The sequence below is a fragment of the Marinobacter oulmenensis genome (assembly GCF_014201735.1).
GTDB lineage: Bacteria > Pseudomonadota > Gammaproteobacteria > Pseudomonadales > Oleiphilaceae > Marinobacter > Marinobacter oulmenensis.
In genome coordinates this window covers 451,101-474,026 of sequence record NZ_JACHFE010000002.1, presented here as the reverse complement: position 1 = coordinate 474,026, position 22,926 = coordinate 451,101, and the positions used below count along the sequence as shown (strand labels likewise).

24 protein-coding genes and 1 tRNA gene are annotated in these 22,926 nt (G+C 58.7%); 7 read left to right on the top strand and 18 right to left on the bottom strand.

Features of this window, described 5'->3' with window-relative positions; translation table 11 throughout:
* Positions 1 to 20 precede the first annotated feature (20 nt).
* Together dnaQ and HNR38_RS05455 are read left to right on the top strand one after the other, a co-directional pair.
* Positions 21 to 731, top strand: a complete 711-nt coding sequence (gene dnaQ, locus HNR38_RS05460) for a DNA polymerase III subunit epsilon (protein WP_183700566.1) — start codon at positions 21 to 23, stop codon at positions 729 to 731.
* Positions 732 to 854: 123 nt separating this feature from the next.
* Positions 855 to 2,561 carry a FimL-related protein gene (locus tag HNR38_RS05455; protein ID WP_183700564.1) on the top strand — a complete coding sequence of 569 codons (1,707 nt, stop codon included), beginning with the start codon at positions 855 to 857 and terminating at the stop codon, positions 2,559 to 2,561.
* Between the two features lie 74 nt (positions 2,562 to 2,635).
* Here the strand turns inward: HNR38_RS05455 and HNR38_RS05450 are convergent, their stop codons facing one another.
* Positions 2,636 to 2,950 carry an SCP2 sterol-binding domain-containing protein gene (locus HNR38_RS05450; protein ID WP_183700562.1) on the bottom strand — a complete coding sequence of 105 codons (315 nt, stop codon included), beginning with the start codon at positions 2,948 to 2,950 and terminating at the stop codon, positions 2,636 to 2,638.
* 202 nt (positions 2,951 to 3,152) lie between these two features.
* On the opposite strand from HNR38_RS05450, the gene sohB reads away from it, so the two are divergent.
* Together sohB and HNR38_RS05440 are read left to right on the top strand one after the other, a co-directional pair.
* Positions 3,153 to 4,208: a protease SohB gene (gene sohB, locus HNR38_RS05445; protein ID WP_183700559.1), complete on the top strand. Its 1,056-nt coding sequence runs from the start codon at positions 3,153 to 3,155 to the stop codon at positions 4,206 to 4,208.
* Between the two features lie 22 nt (positions 4,209 to 4,230).
* The gene (locus tag HNR38_RS05440; RefSeq protein WP_183700558.1) at positions 4,231 to 5,232 is read left to right on the top strand and encodes a YhdH/YhfP family quinone oxidoreductase; all 1,002 of its coding nucleotides are present in this window, start codon (positions 4,231 to 4,233) and stop codon (positions 5,230 to 5,232) included.
* 69 nt (positions 5,233 to 5,301) lie between these two features.
* Here HNR38_RS05440 and HNR38_RS05435 read toward each other — a convergent pair whose 3' ends face one another.
* The 4 genes from HNR38_RS05435 to metH all read right to left on the bottom strand — a co-directional run bounded on the left by HNR38_RS05435 (position 5,302) and on the right by metH (position 11,728).
* Positions 5,302 to 5,802 carry a DUF934 domain-containing protein gene (locus HNR38_RS05435; protein ID WP_183700557.1) on the bottom strand — a complete coding sequence of 167 codons (501 nt, stop codon included), beginning with the start codon at positions 5,800 to 5,802 and terminating at the stop codon, positions 5,302 to 5,304.
* Positions 5,795 to 7,447 (bottom strand): nitrite/sulfite reductase, encoded by a 1,653-nt coding sequence (locus tag HNR38_RS05430; protein WP_183700556.1) that lies wholly within the window; start codon positions 7,445 to 7,447, stop codon positions 5,795 to 5,797. The genes HNR38_RS05435 and HNR38_RS05430 overlap by 8 nt, the downstream gene beginning before the upstream one ends.
* A 345-nt stretch (positions 7,448 to 7,792) precedes the next feature.
* Entirely contained in the window at positions 7,793 to 8,014 is a 222-nt protein-coding gene (locus HNR38_RS05425; protein WP_183700552.1) for a DUF2970 domain-containing protein, read from the bottom strand.
* A gap of 15 nt (positions 8,015 to 8,029) precedes the next feature.
* Entirely contained in the window at positions 8,030 to 11,728 is a 3,699-nt protein-coding gene (gene metH, locus HNR38_RS05420) for a methionine synthase (RefSeq protein ID WP_183700550.1), read from the bottom strand.
* Positions 11,729 to 11,969: 241 nt separating this feature from the next.
* Between metH and nfuA the strand changes: the two genes are divergently transcribed.
* Positions 11,970 to 12,557 (top strand): Fe-S biogenesis protein NfuA, encoded by a 588-nt coding sequence (gene nfuA / locus HNR38_RS05415; protein WP_183700548.1) that lies wholly within the window; start codon positions 11,970 to 11,972, stop codon positions 12,555 to 12,557.
* A gap of 34 nt (positions 12,558 to 12,591) precedes the next feature.
* Here nfuA and HNR38_RS05410 read toward each other — a convergent pair whose 3' ends face one another.
* From HNR38_RS05410 to HNR38_RS05390, 5 genes are all read right to left on the bottom strand, one after another.
* Positions 12,592 to 12,918, bottom strand: a complete 327-nt coding sequence (locus tag HNR38_RS05410) for a TusE/DsrC/DsvC family sulfur relay protein (protein ID WP_183700546.1) — start codon at positions 12,916 to 12,918, stop codon at positions 12,592 to 12,594.
* Positions 12,919 to 12,923: 5 nt separating this feature from the next.
* The gene (gene tusB / locus HNR38_RS05405; RefSeq protein WP_183700544.1) at positions 12,924 to 13,220 is read right to left on the bottom strand and encodes a sulfurtransferase complex subunit TusB; all 297 of its coding nucleotides are present in this window, start codon (positions 13,218 to 13,220) and stop codon (positions 12,924 to 12,926) included.
* Between the two features lie 3 nt (positions 13,221 to 13,223).
* Entirely contained in the window at positions 13,224 to 13,574 is a 351-nt protein-coding gene (locus HNR38_RS05400; RefSeq protein ID WP_183700542.1) for a DsrE family protein, read from the bottom strand.
* The gene (gene tusD, locus HNR38_RS05395; RefSeq protein WP_183700540.1) at positions 13,571 to 13,984 is read right to left on the bottom strand and encodes a sulfurtransferase complex subunit TusD; all 414 of its coding nucleotides are present in this window, start codon (positions 13,982 to 13,984) and stop codon (positions 13,571 to 13,573) included. Before tusD ends, HNR38_RS05400 begins: the two co-directional genes overlap by 4 nt.
* A gap of 97 nt (positions 13,985 to 14,081) precedes the next feature.
* Entirely contained in the window at positions 14,082 to 14,786 is a 705-nt protein-coding gene (locus HNR38_RS05390) for a Bax inhibitor-1/YccA family protein (protein ID WP_183700894.1), read from the bottom strand.
* 253 nt (positions 14,787 to 15,039) lie between these two features.
* On the opposite strand from HNR38_RS05390, the gene HNR38_RS05385 reads away from it, so the two are divergent.
* Positions 15,040 to 15,130, top strand: a tRNA-Ser gene (locus HNR38_RS05385).
* A 133-nt stretch (positions 15,131 to 15,263) separates the two neighbouring features.
* Positions 15,264 to 15,461 (top strand): hypothetical protein, encoded by a 198-nt coding sequence (locus HNR38_RS05380; RefSeq protein WP_246362386.1) that lies wholly within the window; start codon positions 15,264 to 15,266, stop codon positions 15,459 to 15,461.
* Here HNR38_RS05380 and hemH read toward each other — a convergent pair.
* From hemH to HNR38_RS05340, 8 genes are all read right to left on the bottom strand, one after another.
* The gene (hemH, locus tag HNR38_RS05375; RefSeq protein ID WP_183700536.1) at positions 15,458 to 16,570 is read right to left on the bottom strand and encodes a ferrochelatase; all 1,113 of its coding nucleotides are present in this window, start codon (positions 16,568 to 16,570) and stop codon (positions 15,458 to 15,460) included. The genes HNR38_RS05380 and hemH overlap by 4 nt on opposite strands.
* A gap of 25 nt (positions 16,571 to 16,595) precedes the next feature.
* Entirely contained in the window at positions 16,596 to 17,024 is a 429-nt protein-coding gene (locus HNR38_RS05370) for a TIGR01244 family sulfur transferase (protein ID WP_183700534.1), read from the bottom strand.
* Positions 17,025 to 17,332: 308 nt separating this feature from the next.
* Entirely contained in the window at positions 17,333 to 18,145 is an 813-nt protein-coding gene (gene xthA / locus HNR38_RS05365) for an exodeoxyribonuclease III (protein ID WP_183700532.1), read from the bottom strand.
* A gap of 74 nt (positions 18,146 to 18,219) precedes the next feature.
* Positions 18,220 to 18,957: a hypothetical protein gene (locus HNR38_RS05360; RefSeq protein ID WP_183700530.1), complete on the bottom strand. Its 738-nt coding sequence runs from the start codon at positions 18,955 to 18,957 to the stop codon at positions 18,220 to 18,222.
* On the bottom strand, positions 18,954 to 19,478 hold the full coding sequence (locus HNR38_RS05355) for a DUF2878 domain-containing protein (RefSeq protein WP_183700528.1): 525 nt from the start codon (positions 19,476 to 19,478) through the stop codon (positions 18,954 to 18,956). Before HNR38_RS05355 ends, HNR38_RS05360 begins: the two co-directional genes overlap by 4 nt.
* Positions 19,475 to 20,749 carry an SAM-dependent methyltransferase gene (locus HNR38_RS05350; RefSeq protein ID WP_183700526.1) on the bottom strand — a complete coding sequence of 425 codons (1,275 nt, stop codon included), beginning with the start codon at positions 20,747 to 20,749 and terminating at the stop codon, positions 19,475 to 19,477. The genes HNR38_RS05355 and HNR38_RS05350 overlap by 4 nt, the downstream gene beginning before the upstream one ends.
* Entirely contained in the window at positions 20,737 to 21,636 is a 900-nt protein-coding gene (locus tag HNR38_RS05345; protein WP_183700524.1) for a DUF1365 domain-containing protein, read from the bottom strand. Before HNR38_RS05345 ends, HNR38_RS05350 begins: the two co-directional genes overlap by 13 nt.
* Position 21,637: 1 nt before the next feature.
* The gene (locus HNR38_RS05340) at positions 21,638 to 22,903 is read right to left on the bottom strand and encodes an NAD(P)/FAD-dependent oxidoreductase (protein WP_183700522.1); all 1,266 of its coding nucleotides are present in this window, start codon (positions 22,901 to 22,903) and stop codon (positions 21,638 to 21,640) included.
* Between the last annotated feature and the right edge of the window lie 23 nt (positions 22,904 to 22,926).

The window sequence follows — 22,926 nt, the reverse complement described above, 5'->3', positions numbered from 1 at the left end:
GACTGAACGGAACGAGTGCAATGAGACAGATCGTACTGGATACCGAGACGACCGGTATTGACCCCAATGATGGCCATCGCATCATCGAAATTGGCTGTGTCGAGGTCATGGAGCGTGAACTGACCGGGCGCAACTATCACGTTTATATCAATCCGGAACGTGAGGTGGACGCCGAGGCGATCACGGTCCACGGCATAACCAACGAGTTCCTTGCCGATAAGCCCAAGTTCGCCGAGATCGCTGACGAGTTTTTCGAATTCATTAACGGCGCTGAACTGGTCATCCACAACGCGGCGTTCGACGTCGGGTTCATGGATTCGGAGTTTGCCCGCCTCAAGTCCAAGCGGCGCACGGCCGATCATTGCGGCATTGTGGATTCCCTGGCCATCGCCCGAGCCAAGCATCCGGGCCAGAAAAACAGCCTGGATGCCCTGTGTAAACGTTACGGTGTCGACAACAGCAACCGTGAGTTGCACGGGGCCCTGCTGGATGCCGAAATCCTTGCTGATGTCTACCTGCTGCTGACCGGTGGGCAGACTGCACTGTCACTGGATGGCAACAGTTCCGAGGGTGGCGGCGCTTCTGGTATTCGTCGGGTGAGCGAACAGCGCGAACCACTGGCTGTGATCCGGGCGACCGAAGAGGAAGCCAGCGAGCACGACGCTTTCCTTTCAATGATGGCGGAGCAGGCCGGTGACACCGTATGGGCGAAGCTTGACGGAAAGGAATGAGAACCAGGTCAGGGTCTCCGGCATTTCCGGCCAGAGGTTCTTGAGGCGGTTGAATTTTATGTTATAAGTTAGAAGGATTATCAACAGGACGCGGTAGTTTCCGCAAAGTAACAGGAAGCGTTTATGGTTCAACCGTCTCTGGCAACAAGATCACACTCGTTTGATCTGGTCAGGAGTGAAATCGAGCAGACCATCAAGCAGGCTGAGTCCAGCCTCGAACGCTTCCAGGAAAACCGCACCAGCAGTGACGATCTTCAGAACTGTGTGGATTACCTCAATCAGCTGCGGGGTATCTTCATACTGGTCGAGCTCAAGGGCGCCAGTCGCCTTAGTCAGGAAGCGGTGGATGTTGCCACCGATTTTCCGGACAGCCCTGATGATCGAAAGAACACGCTGCTCACCGCGCTGAACAGTGCGCTCTTCATCCTCCGCCGGTACATCGAGTACTACCATCAGGAGCGCCAGGACCATCCGGAACTGCTGCTGCCAGCCCTGAACGAACTGCGTGAGGCGCATGGCAAACCGCCGTACCCGGAATCCTGGTTTTTTGATATAGAGCCTGCGCAGAACGTCAATTACTGCGCCAATGTTTCCCTCAAGCCTCTGGAAGGCAGTGAGTCCGAGCAGGAGATACTGGCAGGCAGAATGCGCCTGACGTTCCAGGTTGCCCTGCTTGCCATTCTGCGTGACCGCAACGAGGTGGTGAGTAAAAAGCTGATCGCCCGGGCCGCCCGGGGCTTCGCCCGACTGTGCCAGGGTACCGAGATGGGCCAGTTGTGGTGCCTGCTGAACATCGTGGCGAACACCATGGAAGACCGTGCCATGGGGTTTACCCGGGCCCGCAAGCGCCTGCTGATGGACATCCAAAAATACACCCGGGACCTGGTCTACATCGGTCGACGCTCTGAGTCCCGTGAGGTGCCACAATCGTTATTCCGTGACCTGGTTTACCTGCTGTACCGCAGCGGCTCCGCCAATCCGGAGGTTATTGACGTGCTGTCCAGCTACCAGCTGGCGCCGTCGAAATTCCCGGATTCGATGATGGAAGCCCATGCCCGCCGACTGTATGGACCGGGTTCCGATGTGCTGAAATCCCTGTCTGAAGCCCTTCAGGAGGAGCTCAACCTGCTCAAGGACAAGCTGGATATCATCGAGCGGGGCATTGAGCCCGATCTTGCCGAAATGACGCCTATTGCCGACGGCCTGGGCCGGATTGCCAACACACTGGTGATGCTGGATCTGGGCAAGCTGGCAGCGATCGCCCGGGAGGAGGCCGCCCGGCTGCGTTCCTGGGAGAAGGACAACCGTTTGCCCGATGAGGATGAGCTTTACCGGCTGGCGTCTTCAGTGCTGAGTGTTGAAGATGCCGTGATGCAACTGGTTAACCGGGGCATTACCTCTGAAACAGATGCCTTGGCCCAGCCTGATAGCAAGCGCGACAGCTCTCTGTATTTGCAGGAGGCCGTCTGGGTGGTGGCGGATGAGGCGCGCAGCGCACTGACACTGGCCAAACGGGCCATTACCGCCTTTATCGAGTCTGACTACGACAAGCTGCATCTGGCAAATCTGCCGGCGACATTACACAGTATCTGGGGTGGCCTGTATCTGACCGGGGATGATCAGGCAGCCGGGGTTATCGCACGGATTGCCAGCTCGATTCAGGAACAGCTTCTGGATGCCCGGGAGGCTCCGTCAGAGCAGGTTCTGGAGGCACTGGCGGATGCACTGACCTCGCTGGAGTACTACATAGAGAGCATGGGCAAGAGGGAAGACCGGAATACCGACCTCCTGCAACTTGCCGAAACTTCCCTGGATGGCGTCGGGCTTTAACCGGGGCGGACGTGACTTTCTTCCAGGCATAAAAAAACCTGCGACGAATCGCAGGTTTTTTTATGGGGCAGGGGTCAGCCCATATTGAACAGTTCACCAAGCTTGGTGGCCAGCATCATATCGCCTTCTGCGCGAAGCTGTCCGGCCATGAATGCCTGCATGCCGTCGGTTTCGCCGGAGACGATGCCCTGGAGCGTTTCGGAATTCATGATCAGGGTGACCGAAGGGTCATCGTGAGGGCCTTCCTCAAGCTTGCAGGTGCCGTCCTTGATGACGAGGTGGTAGGTCTTGTCGTCTTCAATGTCAAACTGGAAAACCAGGTCAAGGCCTTGTGCCGCGTCCGGGTTGAAATTCTGCTCGAGTTTTTCGAATACCTGGGCTACAGACATTGTCTATCCTTACTTGATGGTTGTCTTCGCATGTTGACGGCGCCGCGCTGTGCCGACATCTGGTTTGACTTTATGGGGAGCATCAGGCGCTGTCAAGAAAAATCAAACAAGTGTTTTAATTAACTTTGAGCGTCGCTTTATCAGGGCTCTGCTCAGAAGGTACACTCGTTGCTTTCCGACAATATCCGGTGGAGATGACATCTTGGAATTTCTCGCAGAATACGGCCTGTTCCTGGCCAAGGTAGCGACCTTTGTAGTGGCGGCGGTTGTCGTCATATCCATCATCGTATCGGCAACCCAGAAGGACCGTGATGAACACGCCCCGGACGGTGAGCTGAAAATCCGCAAGCTCAATGAGCAGTACCGCAAGCTGAAGGAATCCATCCAGGGGCGTCTGATGTCCCAGGACGAGCGCAAGGCCTGGCAGAAGCGCAAGAAAAAGGAAGAAAAAGCGGAGAAAAAGGCCAGAAAGCAGGGTGACTCTGCGGAGGATGACAAGCACTCAAGAATCTACGTGATTGATTTCGACGGCGACATCAAGGCGAGCGAAACAGACAGTCTGCGCCGTTCCATTTCGGCCGTGCTGAGCGTGGCCAACCCGGAAACCGATGAAGTTGTTGTTCGCCTGGAAAGCGGGGGCGGGCTGGTGCATGCATATGGTCTGGCGGCAGCCCAGCTGGATCGTATCCGCAACAAGGGCATTCCGCTGACCGCCTGCGTCGACAAGGTGGCCGCCAGTGGTGGCTACATGATGGCCTGTGTGGCGGACCGCATCATTGCCTCACCCTTTGCGGTTCTCGGCTCAATCGGTGTGGTTGCCCAGCTTCCCAACTTTCACCGTTTCCTGAAGAAAAACGAGGTGGATTTCGAAGTGCTGACGGCGGGTGAGCACAAGCGCACGCTGACCATGTTTGGAGAGAATACCGAGAAAGGGCGCCAGAAATTTCTGGAGGACCTGGAAGACACTCACGGCCTGTTCAAGGAGTATGTCAGTGAGCGTCGTCCGGACGTGGATATCCAGGCGGTGTCGAACGGGGATATCTGGTTTGGCCGGCGCGCGCTGGATGTCAAACTGGTGGACGAGATCAAAACCTCCGACGAATATCTTATCGATGCCTGTGACCGTGGCGACGTAGTCTCGGTGTCCTATCAGCGCAAACGGACCCTGCCTGAAAAACTCGGCCTGGCCACCAGCGCCGCTTTCGAACATTCGGTCTGGAAGGTGTTGAGTGCCTTCCGGAATCAGAAAATCCAGTAGCAAGTGAAAACGGGGGACAATCATGACAAGTAATACCGAATTCCAAGCCTGGCGTGTTGAAGATCATGACGGTGACTTTCAGGGCGCCGAGCAGACCCTGAACACGGCGGATCTGCCCGAAGGCGACGTCCTGATCCGGGTCAGCCATTCCTCCCTGAATTACAAGGATGCGCTGTCGGCCTCCGGAAGCAAGGCAGTGACCCGGAAATTCCCCCATACGCCCGGCATTGATGCGGCCGGTGAAGTCGTTGAATCCGCCACCGGTACGCCAGCGGTTGGCAGCCAGGTGATTGTCACCGGCTACGATCTGGGCATGAATACCGACGGTGGATTTGGCGAATACATCCGGGTGCCGGCGGACTGGTGCGTCACCATGCCCGACGGCTGGGATGCCCGAACGGCCATGATTTACGGGACCGCCGGTCTGACCGCCGGGCTCTGTGTCCAGAAGTTGCTGACCATGGGTGCCAAGCCGGAGCAGGGCAGGGTTGCGGTGTCCGGTGCCAGTGGTGCCGTGGGTACCGTGGCGGTGGAGATTCTGTCGAATCTCGGGTTTGAAGTGGTCGCCATCAGTGGCAAGGCCGACAAGGCGGCGGACCTGAAAGAACTGGGGGCAGCTGAGGTCCTCGGCCGGGATGCGCTGGCGGAAGAGAAGAAGCCGCTGCTCAAGCCGGTGTTCGCCAATGCTATCGATACCGTGGGCGGCACGCCCCTGGCGGAACTGCTCAAGCAGATCCTGCCCGGTGGCTCGGTATCCATCTGTGGCCTGGTAGCGGGAGCGCAGTTGAACACGACGGTGATGCCGTTCATCCTGCGGGGCATTAACCTGCTGGGCGTGGATTCGGTGGAAATACCGCTGGCGGACAAGGCCGCGGTCTGGCACAAGCTGTCCGGCGACTGGAAATGCGCGAAAACGGAAGCATCCGCCCGGGACATCGCACGCAAGGAGCTGGACTCGGCGCTCAAGGCCTTTCTGAAAGGAGAGTCGGCCGGCAAGATCGTCCTGGATCACGCCAAAGCCTGAGCCAATACAAAACAGCCCGGGCGAAATGCCCGGGCTGTCTCAGTCTGTTTGTGCGCTTAAAACCGGTGCTCAGGAGGCCCGGCGACGGAACAGAGGAAGGTCGTTATCCGTGGCGGCCTGGTAGCTGTTGCTGAAGACGTTCAGGCATTGCAGCGCCTTTCCGGAATCCTTGTCCGCCCGCAGTGTAAAGGCATCAAAGCCACAACGCTTCATGTAGTGCAACTGGTCCAGCAGCACATCGCCAATCGCCCGCAGTTCACCCCGGTAGCCCAGCCGTTCGCGCAGAATGCGGGCTATGCTGTAGCCGCGTCCATCCACGAATTTCGGAAAATTCACCGCAATCACCGGCAACTCGTTGACGCGTCCGGCCAGAATTTCCGGCTCTTCGTGGCTGTCGAACCAGGCGCCAATCCGGTCGTTGCCGGCATAGTCGCCGGCAAGCCACAGGTCAGCGGGAATCAACACCGGCTGATCGTCCGGCAGGGTCAGCACCTCGCCTTCAACCGGCCGCTCAATAACCTGCCACTGATCCTGGCGAATCTCGCCGTGGGTATTGATAACGTCAGGCATAGACCCGCTCCTTGAAAGGCTTGATACCAATGCGACGGTAGGTGTCGAGGAAGTTTTCCTCAGCCGTGCGCTGTTCCACGTACACATCGACGATGTTGGAGACCACATCCGGCACCTGTTCCCGGGCGAAAGAGGGCCCGAGGATCTTGCCGATTTCGGCATCATGGTGGGAGGAGCCGCCCAGACTGATCTGGTAGAACTCGTCTCCCTTCTTGTCCACGCCCAGAACCCCGATGTTGCCCACATGGTGGTGGCCACAGGCGTTCATGCAGCCGGAGATGTTCAGGTCGATGTCGCCCAGGTCATAGAGGTAATCCATGTCATCGAAACGGCGTTGGATTGCCTCGGCCACCGGAATGGACTTGGCATTGGCGAGGTTGCAGTAGTCTCCGCCGGGGCAGCAGATGATGTCGTTCAGTGTGTGAAGGTTGGCGGTGGCGAAACCCAGAGGGGTGATCGCCTGCCACAGATCAAACAACTGATCCTGGCGTACATCGGCCAGCACCACGTTCTGCTGATGGGTAACCCGGACTTCGCCAAAGCTGTACTGATCCGCCAGATCGGCAATTGTTTCCATCTGGTCGGCGGTGACATCACCCGGAGGGATGCCGGTCTTTTTCAGCGTGAGCGAGGCGATGGCGTAACCTGGTTTTTTGTGGATGTCCACGTTGTGGCTCAGCCACTGATCGAATTCCCGGTTTTCGAAACGCTGTTTCGCCAGCAGGTCCGTCGCGTTGTCGAGCGACTGGTAGTCCGGTTCTGTGAAGAAGCCTCGGATATGCTCGACCGCTTCATGGGTCAGCCGGGTAGGCGAGTCCTTGATGTGCTCCCATTCGGCTTCCACCTTTTCGGCAAAGCCTTCCGGTGTCAGTGCCTTGACCAGAATCTTGATCCGGGCCTTGAACTTGTTGTCGCGCCGGCCATAGCGGTTATAGACCCGCAGCACCGCTTCCATATAGGTCAGCAGGTCGAATTCGGGAAGGAAGTCCCGGATCACCGGCCCGACCATGGGCGTACGACCCAGGCCGCCACCCACGTGAACCCGGAAGCCCAGTTCGCCGGCCTCGTTGCGCACCATCTGCAGCCCGATGTCGTGCACCTGGATGGCTGCTCTGTCGGTGTGTTCGGAGGCGTTGACGGCCACCTTGAATTTCCGGGGCAGGAAGGCGAATTCCGGATGGAAGGTAGACCACTGCCGGATCAGTTCGCAATACGGACGCGGATCGGCAATTTCGTCGGCCTGGACGCCGGCAAACTGGTCAGTTGTGGTGTTCCGGATGCAGTTGCCGCTGGTCTGGTTGGCGTGCATTTCCACTTCGGCCAGATCGGCCAGGATGTCGGGCACGTTCTCCAGTGCCGGCCAGTTCAGCTGGACGTTCTGGCGGGTGGTGAAGTGGGCGTAGCCCTTGTCGTAGTCACGGGTGACCTTGGCGAGCCGGCGCAACTGCGCCGAGCGCAGCATGCCATAGGGAATGCAGATCCGGAGCATGGGGGCATGCCGCTGGATATACAGGCCGTTCTGCAGTCGTAACGGCAGGAATTCCTCTTCAGCCAGCTCCCCGGACAGGGCCCGGTCGGTCTGGTCCCGGAACTGGGCAACACGCTCTGCGGCCATTTGCCGGTCGTGCTCATCGTAAACGTACATAGACTAGTGTCCCGCCTTGCATCAGAAACGCTCATTCATTGACGGCGATGGTTACATGGACCACCCCTTATTCCTGGGCGAAAGGATATCACCAGGTTTTTATTCTCAAAATGATTATTTCAAAATATGATTATCGACTCAGGTGATAAGCGGCCAACAACTGGACGTGTGCGTATTCACTGCTTAACTGTAGTAAGAATCATGCAACAACAAAAAGCGACAGAACGGGAGGATTCTTATGAGCAAGTCAACGCGTCCAGACAGCCAGGTTGATGCCGTTGCCGCGGTGGTGCTGATTCTTATGGCCGTGGGTGCTGCGGTGCTCTGGGTGTCGGGCCAGTAGAGCTACTGGCTAGCCAGAACCAGCTTGACCACCAGAATCAGGCCGCCGACAAAGGCGGCTGTGAACAGCAGTCCGGCAGCGATGTAGGGCCAGGGGCTCTGGCTTGAGAAGTCTTCCTGCCGGCGACGATCGGACTGAACGCCGAACGCGCCGGCAGCAATGCCCTGGAGGATTTTCAGTACACCGGGGCGGCGGCTTTTATTGTTGTTACCGGCATCACTCATGGCTCTCGCCTTCTGTTACTCCGCTGGGTCGTAGGACAGGCTGGGCATCAGCCAGCGTTCCGCTTGCGCTTTTGTCCAGCCTTTGCGTTCAGCATAGTCCTCAACCTGATCCACGCCAATCTTGCCGACGGCAAAGTACTTCGAATCCGGATGGGCGAAGTACCAGCCGGATACCGCCGCAGTCGGGAACATGGCGAAGTGCTCGGTCAGTTCCAGGCTGGTATTGGCGGTTGCATCCAGCAACTCGAACAGTGTGGCCTTCTCGGTATGATCCGGGCACGCCGGGTAACCGGGTGCCGGGCGGATGCCCCGGTAGCGTTCCTTGATCAGGTCTTCGTTGGTGAACTGCTCGTCGCTGTCGTAGCCCCAGTACTCCTTGCGCACCCGTTCGTGCATCAGCTCGGCAAAGGCTTCGGCCAGGCGGTCGGCCAGGGCCTGGACCATGATCGCGCTGTAATCGTCATGGGCATCTTTGAATTCCCGGGTGAGCTCGTCCACACCAATGCCGGTGGTTACCGCAAAGCCGCCTACGTAATCCACTTTGCCGGAGTCTTCCGGCGCGACAAAGTCCGACAAGGCCATCATCGGTTTGCCCGGTGCCTTGTCATCCTGTTGGCGTAGGTGGTGCAGGGTGGTCAGCTCCTCGGTACGGCTGTCGTCGGTGTAGACCACGATGTCATCGCCCCGTCGATTGGCCGGCCAGAAACCGATCACGCCCCTGGCGGTGATGCGCTTTTCCTCGATCATTCGCGCCAGAAGTTTCTGGGCGTCGTCGAACAGGGTCCGGGCGGCTTCGCCCCGTTTGGGGTCGTCGAAAATGGCCGGGTATTTGCCGGCAATGTCCCAGGAAATGAAGAACGGCGTCCAGTCGATGTAGTCCAGCAGCTCATTCAAGTCATAGTCGTCGAATACCCGCACGCCGGTGAAGCTGGGGGCGGGCGGCTGATAGCCGTCGAAATCGATTTCCGGTCTCCGGTTTCGGGCCTCATCCAGTGACACCAGCTTGGTACGGTCACCCCGGTTTTTCCGGCGCTCGCGGATTTCGTCGTATTCCTGGTGCGCGGCTTCCACGAAGGCCGGTTTGGCCGTTTTGCTGAGCAGTTGGGAGGCCACGTTCACGCAGCGGGAGGCGTCCGACACGTACAGGGCGATGTCGTTCTTGTACTGCGGCTCGATCTTCACCGCGGTATGGGCCTTGGACGTGGTGGCGCCACCGATCATCAGCGGAATGTGGAAGTCCAGGCGCTGCATCTCGCGGGCCACGTGGACCATCTCGTCCAGTGACGGCGTGATCAGGCCACTCAGCCCGATAATATCGACGTTTTCTTCCTTTGCTTTCTCGAGGATCTTGTCGCAGGGCACCATCACGCCCATGTCGATCACTTCGTAATTGTTACACTGCAGCACCACGCCCACGATGTTCTTGCCGATGTCGTGCACATCGCCTTTCACCGTGGCCATCAGAATTTTGCCCTTGGCCTGCTGGCCCTCGGTTTTCTCCGCCTCGATGTAGGGGATCAGGTGCGCTACGGCCTGCTTCATGACCCGGGCACTTTTCACCACCTGGGGCAGGAACATCTTGCCCTCACCGAACAGATCGCCGACCACGTTCATGCCGTCCATCAACGGCCCCTCGATGACTTCGATCGGATGGGTCGCATTCTGGCGGCAGGCTTCGGTGTCTTCGGTAATATAGGTGGTGATGCCTTTGACCAGTGCGTGTTCAAGGCGTTTCTCCACCGGCCATTCGCGCCATGCCAGGTCTTCCTCTTTAGCCTGGCCACCTTTGCCCTTGAACTTTTCGGCAGCCTCCAGCAGCCGGTCAGTGGAATCCTCGCGGCGGTTGAGCACCACGTCTTCCACCAGTTCTTTCAGGTCCGGCTCAATTTCATCGTAGATCACCAACTGGCCGGGATTCACGATGCCCATGTTCATGCCGGCTTTGATGGCATGGTAGAGGAACACGGAGTGGATGGCCTCGCGCACCGCGTCATTGCCGCGGAAGGAGAAGGATACATTACTGACACCGCCGGAAATGGAGGCGTGCGGGCAGTGCTCGCGAATCCAGCGGGTGGCGTTGATGAAGTCCACCGCGTAGTTATTGTGCTCTTCGATGCCGGTGGCAATGGCGAAGATGTTCGGGTCGAAGATAATGTCCGCCGGGTTGAAGCCGATGCCCATCAGCACGTCGTAGGAGCGCTTGCAGATCTCGGTCTTGCGTTCGAAGGTGTCGGCCTGGCCGTCTTCGTCAAAGGCCATAACCACCACGGCGGCGCCGTAGCGCATGCAGTCTTTCGCGCGCTTGATGAATTCGTCTTCGCCTTCTTTCAGACTGATGGAGTTCACCACCGCCTTGCCCTGGATGCAGCGCAGGCCGGCCTCGATCACGTCCCACTTGGACGAGTCGATCATGATCGGCACCCTGGAGATATCCGGCTCCGAAGCCACCAGGTTCAGGAAGGTGACCATCACGTCTTTCGACTCCAACATGCCTTCGTCCATGTTGATGTCGATGATCTGGGCGCCGTTTTCAACCTGGTCCCGGGCTACGCTCAGGGCCTCTTCATACTGTTCTTCCTTGATCAGGCGCAGGAAACGCTTGGAACCGGTGACGTTGGTGCGCTCGCCCACGTTGATGAACAGCGTGTTCTCATCACCGGTGAACGGCTCCAGACCGGAGAGGCGCAGGGCCTTCGGGCGCTCGGGAATGGCACGGGGCGGGTACTTGGCGACCGCTTTGGCGACGGCTTCAATGTGGTCCGGACGCGAGCCACAGCAGCCGCCGATGATGTTCAAAAAGCCATCCCGGGCGAAGCCTTCGATGATGTCGGCCATTTCCTCCGGCGTCTGGTCGTATTCACCAAACTCGTTGGGCAGGCCCGCGTTGGGGTGGGCCGAAACGTAGGTTTCCGCTTTCGCCGACAGCTCTTCCACATAGGGGCGCAGGGCGTCTGCGCCCAGGGCACAGTTCAGGCCAATGGAAATGGGCTTGGCGTGGGCCACGGAGTTGTAGAAGGCCTCGGTGGTCTGGCCGGACAGGGTTCGGCCCGAGGCGTCGGTAATGGTGCCGGAAATCATGATCGGCAGTTCAATGCCTGAATCCTCGAAATACTGCTGAATGGCGTAGATGGCCGCTTTCGCATTCAGCGTGTCGAAGATGGTTTCAACCAGGATCAGGTCAACGCCGCCTTCCACCAGGCCGGAGACTGCCTCGTAGTAGTTGTCCACCAGGGTCTGGAAATCCACATTGCGGTAGCCAGGGTTGTTGACGTCCGGCGAGATAGAGGCTGTCCGGGAGGTGGGTCCGACCGCACCGGCGACAAAACGGGGCTTTTCCGGGTTCCTGGCGGTAAATTCATCGGCAATGTCCCGGGCCAGTTTTGCCGCGGCGACGTTCAGTTCACGGGCCAGTTCCTCCATGCCGTAGTCGGCCTGGGACAGACGGGTGGAGTTGAACGTGTTGGTTTCAATGATGTCAGCGCCGGCGTCCAGGTAATCGGCGTGGATGTTCTTCAAAAGCGCCGGCTGGGTCAGGTTCAGCAGGTCGTTGTTGCCCTGGACCTCTCGCTCATAATCCCGGAACCGATCGCCGCGGAAGGCCGCTTCATCCAGTTTCTGGTTCTGGATCATAGTGCCCATACCGCCGTCCAGAATGACTATGCGCTCTTTGAGGGCTTTCTGAAGCTGGTCCAGGCGGATGTTTCGGTCGGTCATAGGGTATTCTTCCGGCTATCGTGAAACGGGCGGTGTTGTTCAAAGTGGCGCGGGATCATAGCAAAAATGCCCGGGCACGTCCCGGCTGGTGCGACAATTGTCGGGTGATCGGGGTGCAGGTTACAACGGGAATTATAGGTAGAAATGACTAGCGCCATAAAGCCCGACCATTTTACTTGGTCTTTCAAGTTATGGCGAAGTCACATAAAATGGTGATAACACTTGATAACAGGTAGGAAGCATGGCTCAGGTAACTGTTACAGATTCAGCAAGAGACTATCTTGCCCAGCTTATTGAAAAGCAGGACGTTGAAGGCATGGGGGTCCGCATTTTCGTGACCCAGCCGGGTACTCGTAATGCCGAGACCTGCCTGGCCTACTGTCCGCCCAACGAAGTCGTGCCGACCGATGAGCAACTGGATCTCGAGAAGTTCACCCTCTACCTGGATCATAATTCCATACCCTTCCTGGAAGACGCGTATGTGGATTATTCCAAGGACCAGATGGGTGGCCAGTTGACCATCAAGGCGCCGAACTCCAAGGTGCCGCAGGTGTCCGACGATGCGCCGCTGCCGGACCGGGTCAACTATGTGCTGGCTTCGGAAATCAACCCGAACCTCGCTGCCCATGGTGGTGATGTGTCCCTGGTGGACATCGTCGATGAATCCGTGGCAGTGCTGCGTTTCGGTGGTGGTTGTCAGGGCTGCTCTGCGGTCAGTCTGACCCTGAAGCAGGGTGTGGAAAAGACCCTGAAGGAAACTGTGCCGGAGATCACCGAAGTCCGGGATGTGACGGACCACACCTACACCGAAAACGCCTATTACCAGTAACTGGTCCTGATCCTTGCCGATCGACTGCCCGGATTCAGAGGCAGTTGGTTGGCCGGGGCAGGCCGGCAATCCGGCACGCGGTTTTCGCCGGCGTGCCCGGAAACAGCTGCATCAGGTAAATGCTGTTTCCTTTTTCTTCCCCCAGTTTCTGACGGACAGCCTTCACGAACAGCCGGTTCGACGGCGGCGCCATTCCATGTTCCTGATAAAATCCTCGCAGGAACTCAATGATTTCCCAGTGATTTTCTGAAAGCTCAATGTTGTCTTCCGCGGCAATTGCCGTTGCCACTTCGGGTGCCCAGGCCTGTGGGTTCTCCAGGAAGCCTTCGTTATTGCGTTCCGGCAGGGAAGCGTCGTTCATGGTTATTACCAGCAAATGATTCGCGAATGTTGGACCGTCAGCTCGACCAGGGCCGCATGATCAATGAGCCTGGCATCAGGCGTCTTCTCTGAAAGCCCGCGGGCGCGGACGTCGTCTGCCAGGGCGAGGCAGTGCTCTGGTAGCGTCTGACCTTCGTCCGACAGGGCGATCACGCCATCTTCAATCAACACCAGTGTATCGGACGACGAAACCGACTGCAGGCAGGCCCGGAAACGGGGCTGGTCCGGCACTTTGTTGAGTATGTGAAGAACCGGCAGTGTCTGTTCGGGAGACTGGCTCATCGTTTACCCCGCAAAAAGAACGTGATCATGGTCGGCAATGGCTTCTGCGGCGGTGTCCACCAGGGTGACGCCGGGTAATCTGTCGGTCTCGGTCAGACTGTAGCGCTCGCAGTCCTTCCTGGTGGCAAGGAGGGTTTCAATACCAAACAGCGGTGCCGCTGACAGGTTTTTCTCAACAGATTTCTGCCCGATGGCGTCGGACGCCTGCCCGCGGCGCAGCCAGTTGACGCCACTGCCGGTAAAGAGCAACGCGACGGATTGATCAAAGGCGGACAGGGACAGTGCCATATCCAACGCTTCCCGGCCGCTCCACGAGCCATAGGGTGCCTGATCAATAATCATCAGGGTGGTCATGACTGGCCTCCATGGAAATACAGGACCCGGTCGGACTGCAACCGTGATTCCACCCACTCGCCAAGGCCTGCGATTTCGAAGGGCGCGCGCAGGTTGCTGGCCTCCAGGTGATAACGGGTCTGCTCTGTCCCGTTGACAATACCCCGGCGCAGGGCGGAGGCAATGCAGACAATGCCGGCAATGTCATGTTCAGCGAGAAACCGGCTCCATTCGACGGGCCAGTGTGTCTCATCGGAGGGCGGAGTTGCCAGTGAGGAAGCCAGGTGGACCCCATCGCCATAGAGAAAGACCCGGTCAATGCGGTGGCCGCCCTGAATGATCGCCTGCGCCAGGGCCAGGGCGGACTGGGGGGCCTGGGAAGCCCAGGGCGCAGCGGTGATTACCAGGGAATAGGACAGAGAAGCAGACATAACGTTCCGATGTGCCTTTTGAACCTGTTTCAGGGGGCTTCAACGCATGAACCCCGGCAGGTGCCGGGGTTCATGGTCAGGCGATGGGCAACCGGAATCAGTTGTCGCCGCTGAATGCCGCCAGCAGGTGCAGCAGGCTGACAAACAGGTTGTAGATGGAAACATAGAGACCAACGGTCGCGATGACATAGTTGCGCTCGCCGCCTTTGATGATCTGGCTGGTTTCAAACAGGATCATGATGGAGGCGAACACGGTAAAGCCTGCGGATACGGCCAGATGCAGTGCAGAGCTTTCCATGAAGAAGGCCAGCAGCATGGCGCCGATCAGAACGAAGGCACCGGCTGTCAGGAAGCTGGACAGGAAGCTGAAGTCCTTCTTGGTGATGATCGCGGTAGCCGACAGGCCAACAAATGCTACGGCTGTGAGGGTCAGTGCCTGGGCCACGATCTGGGACGCACCGGCAGCCACGAAGGCGCCGATGATCGGGCCGAGGGTGTAACCCATGAAGCCGGTGAGGGCAAAGGTGGTCACAATGCCCCAGGGGCTGTTCTTAAGCCGATAGGTGGCAAACAGCAGACCAATGTAGCCCACAATGGTGATCAGGAACCCCGGGTGGGAACCGTTCATGTTCAGGAAGGCTGTCAGGGCGGAAAACGCCAGGGTCATGCCCAGCAGCATGTACGTGTTGCGCAGGACCTTCATGGCGTCATCGCTGATGCCCGCCGTTGCCCGACCACTCTCGGTGGCCGGCGACTGATAGGCCGTCTGGTTGTTCTGAACGCCAAAACGTCTGTTGTCCATCATACTCTCCGTTCAATAAAGCTGGATGCTGTACTTCATGATAATGTTGAATACGCAACTTTCAATCATTTACGACAGCAAATACCGCCGTGGATTCCATTACGGGCACGTAATTTTCTGCTGCAGTCTCCGAAGCCATGGAATTTGCATCGTTTTTTCGGCTGGGCGTTGACAGTGGGGGCAAATCCGGTATCATTCCCACCGCTGTCGCAACGGCAGCCGGAGGCGGCGAAAATCGCTTTCGTGACAAGACGGTGGGCTGGCAGAGTGGCTGAATGCAGCGGTCTTGAAAACCGCCGACGGTTAGTAGCCGTCCCGGGGTTCGAATCCCTGGCCCACCGCCATTTTCTTCTTCTCCCTTTTCTGTGATCTCCTTCCCTGCACCTGTCAGCAAGCGCAAAGCACTTGTATTCTGCGCGCCGATCTCCATTATATTTCCAAGCTCATTCCCGAAGCATCTATCAGCAGGTGATGATCATGGCCGACAAAACCGATTCTGCGACTGTTTCCGACAGGTCTGACCGCCGCTTTGCGGTCTCCGCCAATCGCGGTCGTGCCAGCCATCGTATCCGGTATGTGGAAACGGGCGGGGCCGGTGTTGATACCGAAGACTGCACGTTGTGCCAGTCGGTTCCGGCCCCGGAAGACGAAGAAAGGAAAGAGGACGACGGCTAGACGTCGTCCCGGCCCGGATAGGTGGCCTGCTTGCGTTCTTCCGCCCGGCGAGCCCGGGCTTCAAGCTCTTCAGGATTGTTCTCTGGCGTTACCCAGCCCTTAAGGTTCTCCTCAACCAGCTGCACCAGTGCGTCGATGTGCCCCGGCGTTGCGTTCAGGCAGGGGATGTAGCCAAAGCCCTCTCCGCCTGCTTCCAGGAAGTAGCCCCGGTTTTCCTCGTTAATCTCTTCTATGGTTTCGAGACAGTCTGAGGAGAATCCCGGGCAGAACACATCCACCGATTTCACGCCTTTGCCGGGCAGCGCCTTGAGCGTTTCATCGGTATAGGGCTGCAGCCATTCCTCATTGCCGAAACGGGACTGGAATGTGGTCAGGTAGTTGTCCTGGCTCAGTCCCAGCCGTTCCGCCAGAAGGCGTGAGGTTTTGTGACACTCGCAGTGGTAAGGGTCGCCTTTCTTCAGGTATTTCAGGGGAACCCCGTGATACGACAGGATCAGTTTGTCGCTACGCCCGTGATTGGACCAGTGCGATTCGATGTGTCGCGCCATGGCCTCAATGTACGGCGGGTAGTCGTGATAATGGGAGACAAACCGGAAGTCCGGCAGCCAGCGCCGGCGGGTGAAGTCGGCGGCGACCGCGTCAAAGGTGGAGGCGGTGGTGGATGCCGAGTATTGCGGGTACAGGGGCAGAATCAGCAGCTTGTGCACACCCTGATCCTGCATCTCGTCCAGCACCTTGCTGATGGACGGGTTGCCATAGCGCATGGCAAAGCCGACCACCACGTTGCTGCCGTATTTCTGCTTGAGCGCCTCCCGTATGCCTTCAGCCTGCTTGGCGGTGTGAATCAGCAGGGGCGAGCCCTCCGGTTTCCAGACGCTGGCGTAGCCCTGCGCGCTTTTCTTCGGGCGGATTCGCAGAATGATGCCATGCAGGATCATCCACCAGATCGGCCGGGGCACCTCCACCACGCGGGGATCCCAGAGAAACTCTGCCAGATAGCGGCGCAGGGCCGGTGTGGTAGGGGCGTCGGGCGTTCCCAGATTGGTCACCAGAACGCCCAGGCGCTCGGGCTTGTTGTGGCTGAAGTTATCGGTGCCTTTGTAGGACATGGAATCCGGTTCCGGTCAGAAGGTGTTATTGCTTGCGGGCCTGCTGCAGCAGTCTTGGCACGAGCCCGGTGATGTCGTAACCGGCGTTGCGGGCCTGGGACAGAATGTCCTCGGGCTTCTGCTGGCCGGCATTGCTCAGGGCCCAGAGCACGGTGCAGCGGGTCCCGGAGCGGCAGAAAGCCAATACGGGTTTGTCGGCTTCCCGGATCATGGGGCCAAAGCGATTCACGTCGTCATCGGTGATGTTGCCGGATTCCACCGGCAGATAGACCCATTGCAGTCCATGCTCGCGGGCTGCAGCCTCGATCGCAGCCATGAGTGGCTGGCCGGGTTCTTCACCGTCCGGGCGGTTGGCTACGAGGGTGCGAAAACCAAGCCTGGCGATCTCGGCAACATCCTCGATGGCGATCTGCGGGGCTACGGAAATATTGTCGTCGATCTTTCTGATATCCACCGGCGTTCTCCAGTTCTGGGCCTGCCATGACTGAGTGCGGGGCAGGCTGGATGTACGCTGGCGATGATAACAAAAAAACCCGGCATGGGATGCCGGGTAGAGGCGTGCGAGTAGTATCCATGAAAGACTTCCAGACAACCCGGCACCACTGATGGATGCCGGTAACGGGAAGTATTGCCCAGATTCTGATCAGTTCAAGCGCGGCGCCGCTTCTGTTGAAAACGATTTTTCATATCTCACTGGCCCTTATACTCAGGCCAGTCATGGCGCGGCTTCAGGCGGTACCGAGTATGCCTGGCAATGGCCGGTCAGAGATCAAAACGGGCCCAGATCGGGCAGTGATCCGACGGTCTTTCCATGGCGCGGATGTCATAGGACACGCCGGATTCCCTGGCTTTGGGCAGCAGACTGTCGTTCGCCATGATCAGGTCGATACGCAGGCCACGGCGCGGGTCCCGTTCAAAACCCCGGCTGCGATAGTCAAACCAGCTGAAAGTGTTGTCCTCGTCGGGATGCAGGTGGCGGAACACATCGGTAAAGCCCCGTTGTTCGACCTGGCTCAACCATTCGCGCTCTTCCGGCAGGAAGCTGCACTTGCCGGAGCGCAGCCAGCGCTTGGCGTTATCCGCACCGATACCGATGTCCTTGTCGGTGGGGGAGATGTTCATGTCGCCCATGACAACGATATGTCCGTCCTCCCGGGACAGATCGTCCAGAAAAGCCATGAGGTCGGCGTAGAATTTTTCCTTGGCAGGGAACTTCACCGGATGGTCCCGGCTCTCGCCCTGGGGGAAATAGCCGTTGATGACGGTGAGCCGTTCGCCGTTAACGGTAAACCGCCCGGTGATCAGGCGCCGCTGGGATTCTTCGCCATCGGTGGGGTAGCCCTTGATGATGTCTTCCGGCTCGGCGCGGGACAGCAGGGCCACGCCGTAATGGGTCTTCTGCCCGTGAAAGTGCACGTGATAGCCCATCTCGCGGATTTCCTCGACCGGAAACTGGTCGTCGGCCACCTTGGTTTCCTGCAGCCCGATGAAGTCCGGGTGGAACTCATCGACCACGGCTTTGAGCTGGTGCAATCGGGTACGGATGCTGTTGACGTTGAATGAGACGAACATCATGTCTGTCGGGTCCTCCGGATCGGTTTGCGGGCGAGTTTACCACAGGCGTTCCGGCGTTCGATGGCTGGGACCGGTTACTCGGTGAGGGCGCAATCCGGCATGCGCTCAACCTGGTAACGGATATGCGCGGTATGGTTTTCTTCCTGATTGCGGCGGATATTGGTCAGTCCCACGTAGTCGGTCAGCGCGCCCTGGCGGGTATAGCCCAGCAGGATGGGGTCGACCACCAGCCGCAGGATAACGTTGGTGGGGCGCAGACGGACGACCACATCCGAATCAATGGACGTATCGCTGGCGGGCTCCACCACGAACTCGAAGTGTTCACCCCGTGTAGGAGCCAGAAACCGGAAGGTCACTGGTTCGCCGGCCCGGATCTCCTGCCAGTGCTGCCGGACAAACTGATCAAAGCCGGAGTCCACCACCAGATCCTCGCCATGGGGCACCTCGAACCGCTTGACCACACCCTTCGGACTGCGCCATTTGACCGACGCGAGCCCGGATTCCGGGTACCGGATTTCAAGGGATTCGGCAAAATCCGGCTGCTCAAAGTCCACAACCGGGCGCAGGGGCGATGACCGGTAATCCAGTTGCTTGGTCGCGAAGGGCTTTTGGGCATCCGGCTTAACGTACCGGGCGCTGTGGGCGTCGGGGTGGAACCGGCCGGCTTCGCAATGCCCGTCGATACGGTGGGATTCGCTATAAAGCAGTTTGCCGCCGTCGGCGACGGCGCTGCCGGAAAACTCGAATACCGCTCCCTGGCTGGCGCCAGTGGCCAGCAGGAGGGTTAGCGCGAAGGCATGCCGCACACTCATGTTTCAAGCTCCGGGTACAGGCTGCGTCGAATAAACAGCAGCAGGGGGAAAAGCACCAGCCAGCCAACGGCCAGGGCTGCAATCGACAGCAGCCCCTCTGGCAGTGTGACCGCACCCAGTTCGCTGGCTGCCCAGTAGGCAAATGGCCCGGCCACGGGCGCCAGCGTGAAGGGCAGCCAGCGAACCCGGCCCACCCAGTCCAGAGAATGGCAAAGGGTAGACAGGAACACGGCCCATATTGCCACCAGCCAGGGCGGCGCCAGTTGGACAATATCCTGCCCGGGTATCGCCAGAAGGCCGGTACGGAACCAGAGGGTATCCAGAAGGCCTCCGAGTACCACGCCAAAACCGATGAACTGCAGTTCCGGATAGCGCCGCTGGCTGACGAGGACGAAATGCGCTGCCAGCAATAGTGCCACCACGCCGGCCGAGGTCAGGCCGGGTTGCAGTACACAGATAAACCACCCGACCTGAAAAATGATGAAATTCAGGATGTTGCGAGCAGTTCTTGAAGTAGTCATAAGCTGAGAATATTGGCGCGTTTGTTGGCAGGTTTCGCCATAACCAGGTGCGACACACCGATAGCACGTTCGCTGAATCCGGCTTCGCAGTAACAGAAATAGAACTGCCAGAGTCGCTGGAATGCCTCGTCGTAACCCTGCTGGCTCAGTTGCCCGCTGTTTTCCAGAAAACGTTCACACCAGTCCCGGAGCGTGCGGGCGTAATGGAACCCGAAATCTTCCGCGTGGGTCAGAACCAGGTCGCTGCCACGACCCATGGCATCCAGGATGGCGCCATAGGACGGAATGAAGCTGCCCGGGAAAATGTATCGCTGAATGAAGTCCACGTTTTTCAGCGCGCGCCGGTAACGTTGCTCCGGCATGTTGATGGCCTGTACCAGGGCCAGACCATCCGGCTTGAGCAGGGCACCGATCTGGGACAGGTAACTGGGCAGAAATTGCGGCCCGACCGCCTCAATCATCTCAATGGACACCAGCTTGTCGAATTGCCCGGTCAGGTCCCGGTAGTCGTCGAACAGCAGGGTGATGCGATCCTCCAGCCCGGCTTGCCGGACGCGCTCGCGGGCGAGCTCCAGTTGTTCCCGGGAGATGGTTGTGGTGGTCACATGGCAGCCGTAGTGGCGGGCGGCATGAATCGCAAATCCGCCCCAGCCGGTGCCGATTTCCACCACCCGGTCGCCGGGTTGCAGGTCCAGCTTCCTGCAGATGACGTCCAGCTTGTTGATTGCAGCCTCATCAAGCGTTGACTCCTCGCTCGGGTAGATAGCCGACGAATACATCATCGTCGGATCAAGAAAGAGGCTGAACAGGTCGTTGCCCAGGTCATAATGGGCGCTGATGTTTTTCCGGGAGCCTTGCGGAGTGTTCCGGTTGAGCCAGTGCAGCGCTTTCAGTGCCGGTTTGCTCAGCCAGCTGAACTTGTCCTCAAACGCGTTCATGGTGTCCAGGTTGCGGGTAAAGAACCGGAGCAGGGCGGTCAGATCCGGCGCCGACCAGTCGCCGGCCACAAACGCTTCCGCAGCGCCTATGCTGCCGCCGGTGACCATATCCCGCCAGGTGCCATGGTTGTGAACGTCCAGCCGGGCTTCCGGGTAGCGGCGGTCGCCATCCCCAAACACCCGGTCCTCGAATCCGGTTTCCCGGATCACCAGTCTGCCGTGGCCGAGCCGGGTGAATTGCTGGAACACAAGCTGGCGCGCGATGCGGCTGATCAGTGGCAGGGATTGCGTGACACTGCGATGGCTGGAATCGGATGTCTTCAGGTTCTCCATGAACTTACCCTTGCTGTCTGTCGGTCGCTTTGCGACGGGTTCTCCGGTGGCTCGCTGACGTCCTCTCCCCGGTCACCGGTGCCTTTTCTGAAGCCTGGGGACTCTGGCTGGCGTTTATCCGGATGATCGTAGAAAGGCGCTCCCTTGAGCTTGAGTCGCAGGGCGTTCCAGTAGATGCCCGCGGTGCCCTTGAGAGTTTCCAGGGGAAACCGTCTCAGGCTCTCATGAATGCTTTTACGGTCCAGGGGCTGTCTGCGGACCACCAGTGTGGCATCAAAATGTTTCCGGTCCGACTCGTTCACATTCATGTGAATGCGCAGGTCGGGGCCGCGAAAACTGAATAGCCACTGGTAGTGCTGCTCCATGTCATTGAAGGGGGAAACATGAAAACGTTTGCTGAAGTGGAACTGCGCTGTGTGCCACTGGTCTGCACTGCCCGCCTGTGGTTGCTGGCATTCAAGGCAGTAGACATGACGCTGTTTCCAGGGTGTGTTGGTGATCTGGGCCAGGATCGCCCGTGGTGTGTCCCCCCGGGCGGGGGACTGGCCGGGTGAATAACAGAGGTAAAAGCTGACCGGATTGAACACGTAGCCCAGGTAGCGTGGATGGGTAATGAGCTGGATCTGGCCGTCAGGTCGCCAGCCGGTAGCGGCCTGCACCCGGTTTTCAACCGCAGTCCGCAGATCGGGGATGTGCGGGTCCAGGTAATCCTCCCGGTAAAGGCTCAGCCAGTTGAACCGGCCATTGGAGAAAAACGGACTGTGCGGGCTGATCTCTGTCCATTCATCGAGATCCAGGCACAGCATGCCGATCCGATATTTAAACTCATGGGATACCGGCAACTTACGCCGATGTCTTATAGTGCCTTCTAGCCACTCGCTGGCCATGTCACAACTCCACGCCGAAAGCCTGAGTCACCCTCAGGGCGCTGACCACGCCATCCTCATGAAAGCCATTGAACCAGTAAGCACCACAGAAATGGGTCCGGTTCCGGTTGCCAATCTCATGGTAGCGGCCCTGAGCCGATACCGCGTCCAGGGTAAATACTGGGTGGGCATAGCGGAAGCGTTTGATCACCTTTGCCGGATCAATATCGCGGCTGCGGTTGAGGGTGACGCAGAAGGTTTCCGGCGCCTCGTGGAAGTTCTGCAGTATGTTCATGTTGTAGGTGACTGACACCGGCTGGCTGCTGGTCTCGGGAATGGTGTAATTCCAGGCCGCCCAGGCCCGCCGGTTGGAGGGCAAGACACTGTCATCGGTATGCAGCACGACGTCGTTGTCCTGATAGCCGATGGCCCCCAGGATCTCCTGTTCCTCGACTGTGGGCGTGGCCAGCATGGCCAGAGCCTGGTCGCTGTGACAGGCCAGTATCACCTGGTCAAAACGCTGCCTCTGGCCGTTGACCACCACCGTCACCCCGTCGTCATCACGCTCAATGGTGGTGACCGGGCTGTTCAGATGCGTGTGTTGACCCAGACGCTCCATCATGCGCGAGACATAGCTGGCCGAGCCACCGGAAATCACCCGCCAGGTGGGCCGGTCATCCACGGAAAGCATGCCGTGGTTGTTGAAAAACTGCAGAAAGAACCGGACCGGGAAGCGCTCAAGGACCAGTTCCGGCGCTGACCAGATCGCCGCACCCATGGGCACAATGTAGTATTTCCGGAAATAGCGACTGAACCGGTGCTGGTCGAGGTATTCGCCCAGGGTTTGCCCATCCGGTATGCGTTGTTCGGCCAGGTCGGCCCGGGTCTGTTGATTGAAACGCAGGATTTCCCGGATCATTCTGAGAAAGGGTGGGTTGAACAGATTCCGGCGCTGGGCGAACAGCGTGTTCAGGCTCGTGCCGTTGTATTGGAGCCCGTTGTCATGGCTGTCGACACTGAAACTCATGTCGCTGACCTCCGAGGGCACACCCAGGCGGTCCATGAGCCGGATGAAATTGGGGTAGGTCCAGTCATTGAATACGATAAACCCGGTATTCACCGGCCACCGACGGCCCCCGGCCTCGACGATTTCAGTATTGGTGTGGCCGCCGGCGTAATCGCCCGCCTCAAACAGTTCCACATCGTGTTTTTCACTCAGTAGCCAGGCCGTGGTCAGGCCGGACACTCCGGCACCAATCACAGCAATACGCTGACGTTCCTGATTCATGTTCTGTCTTCCATTGGCGAGGT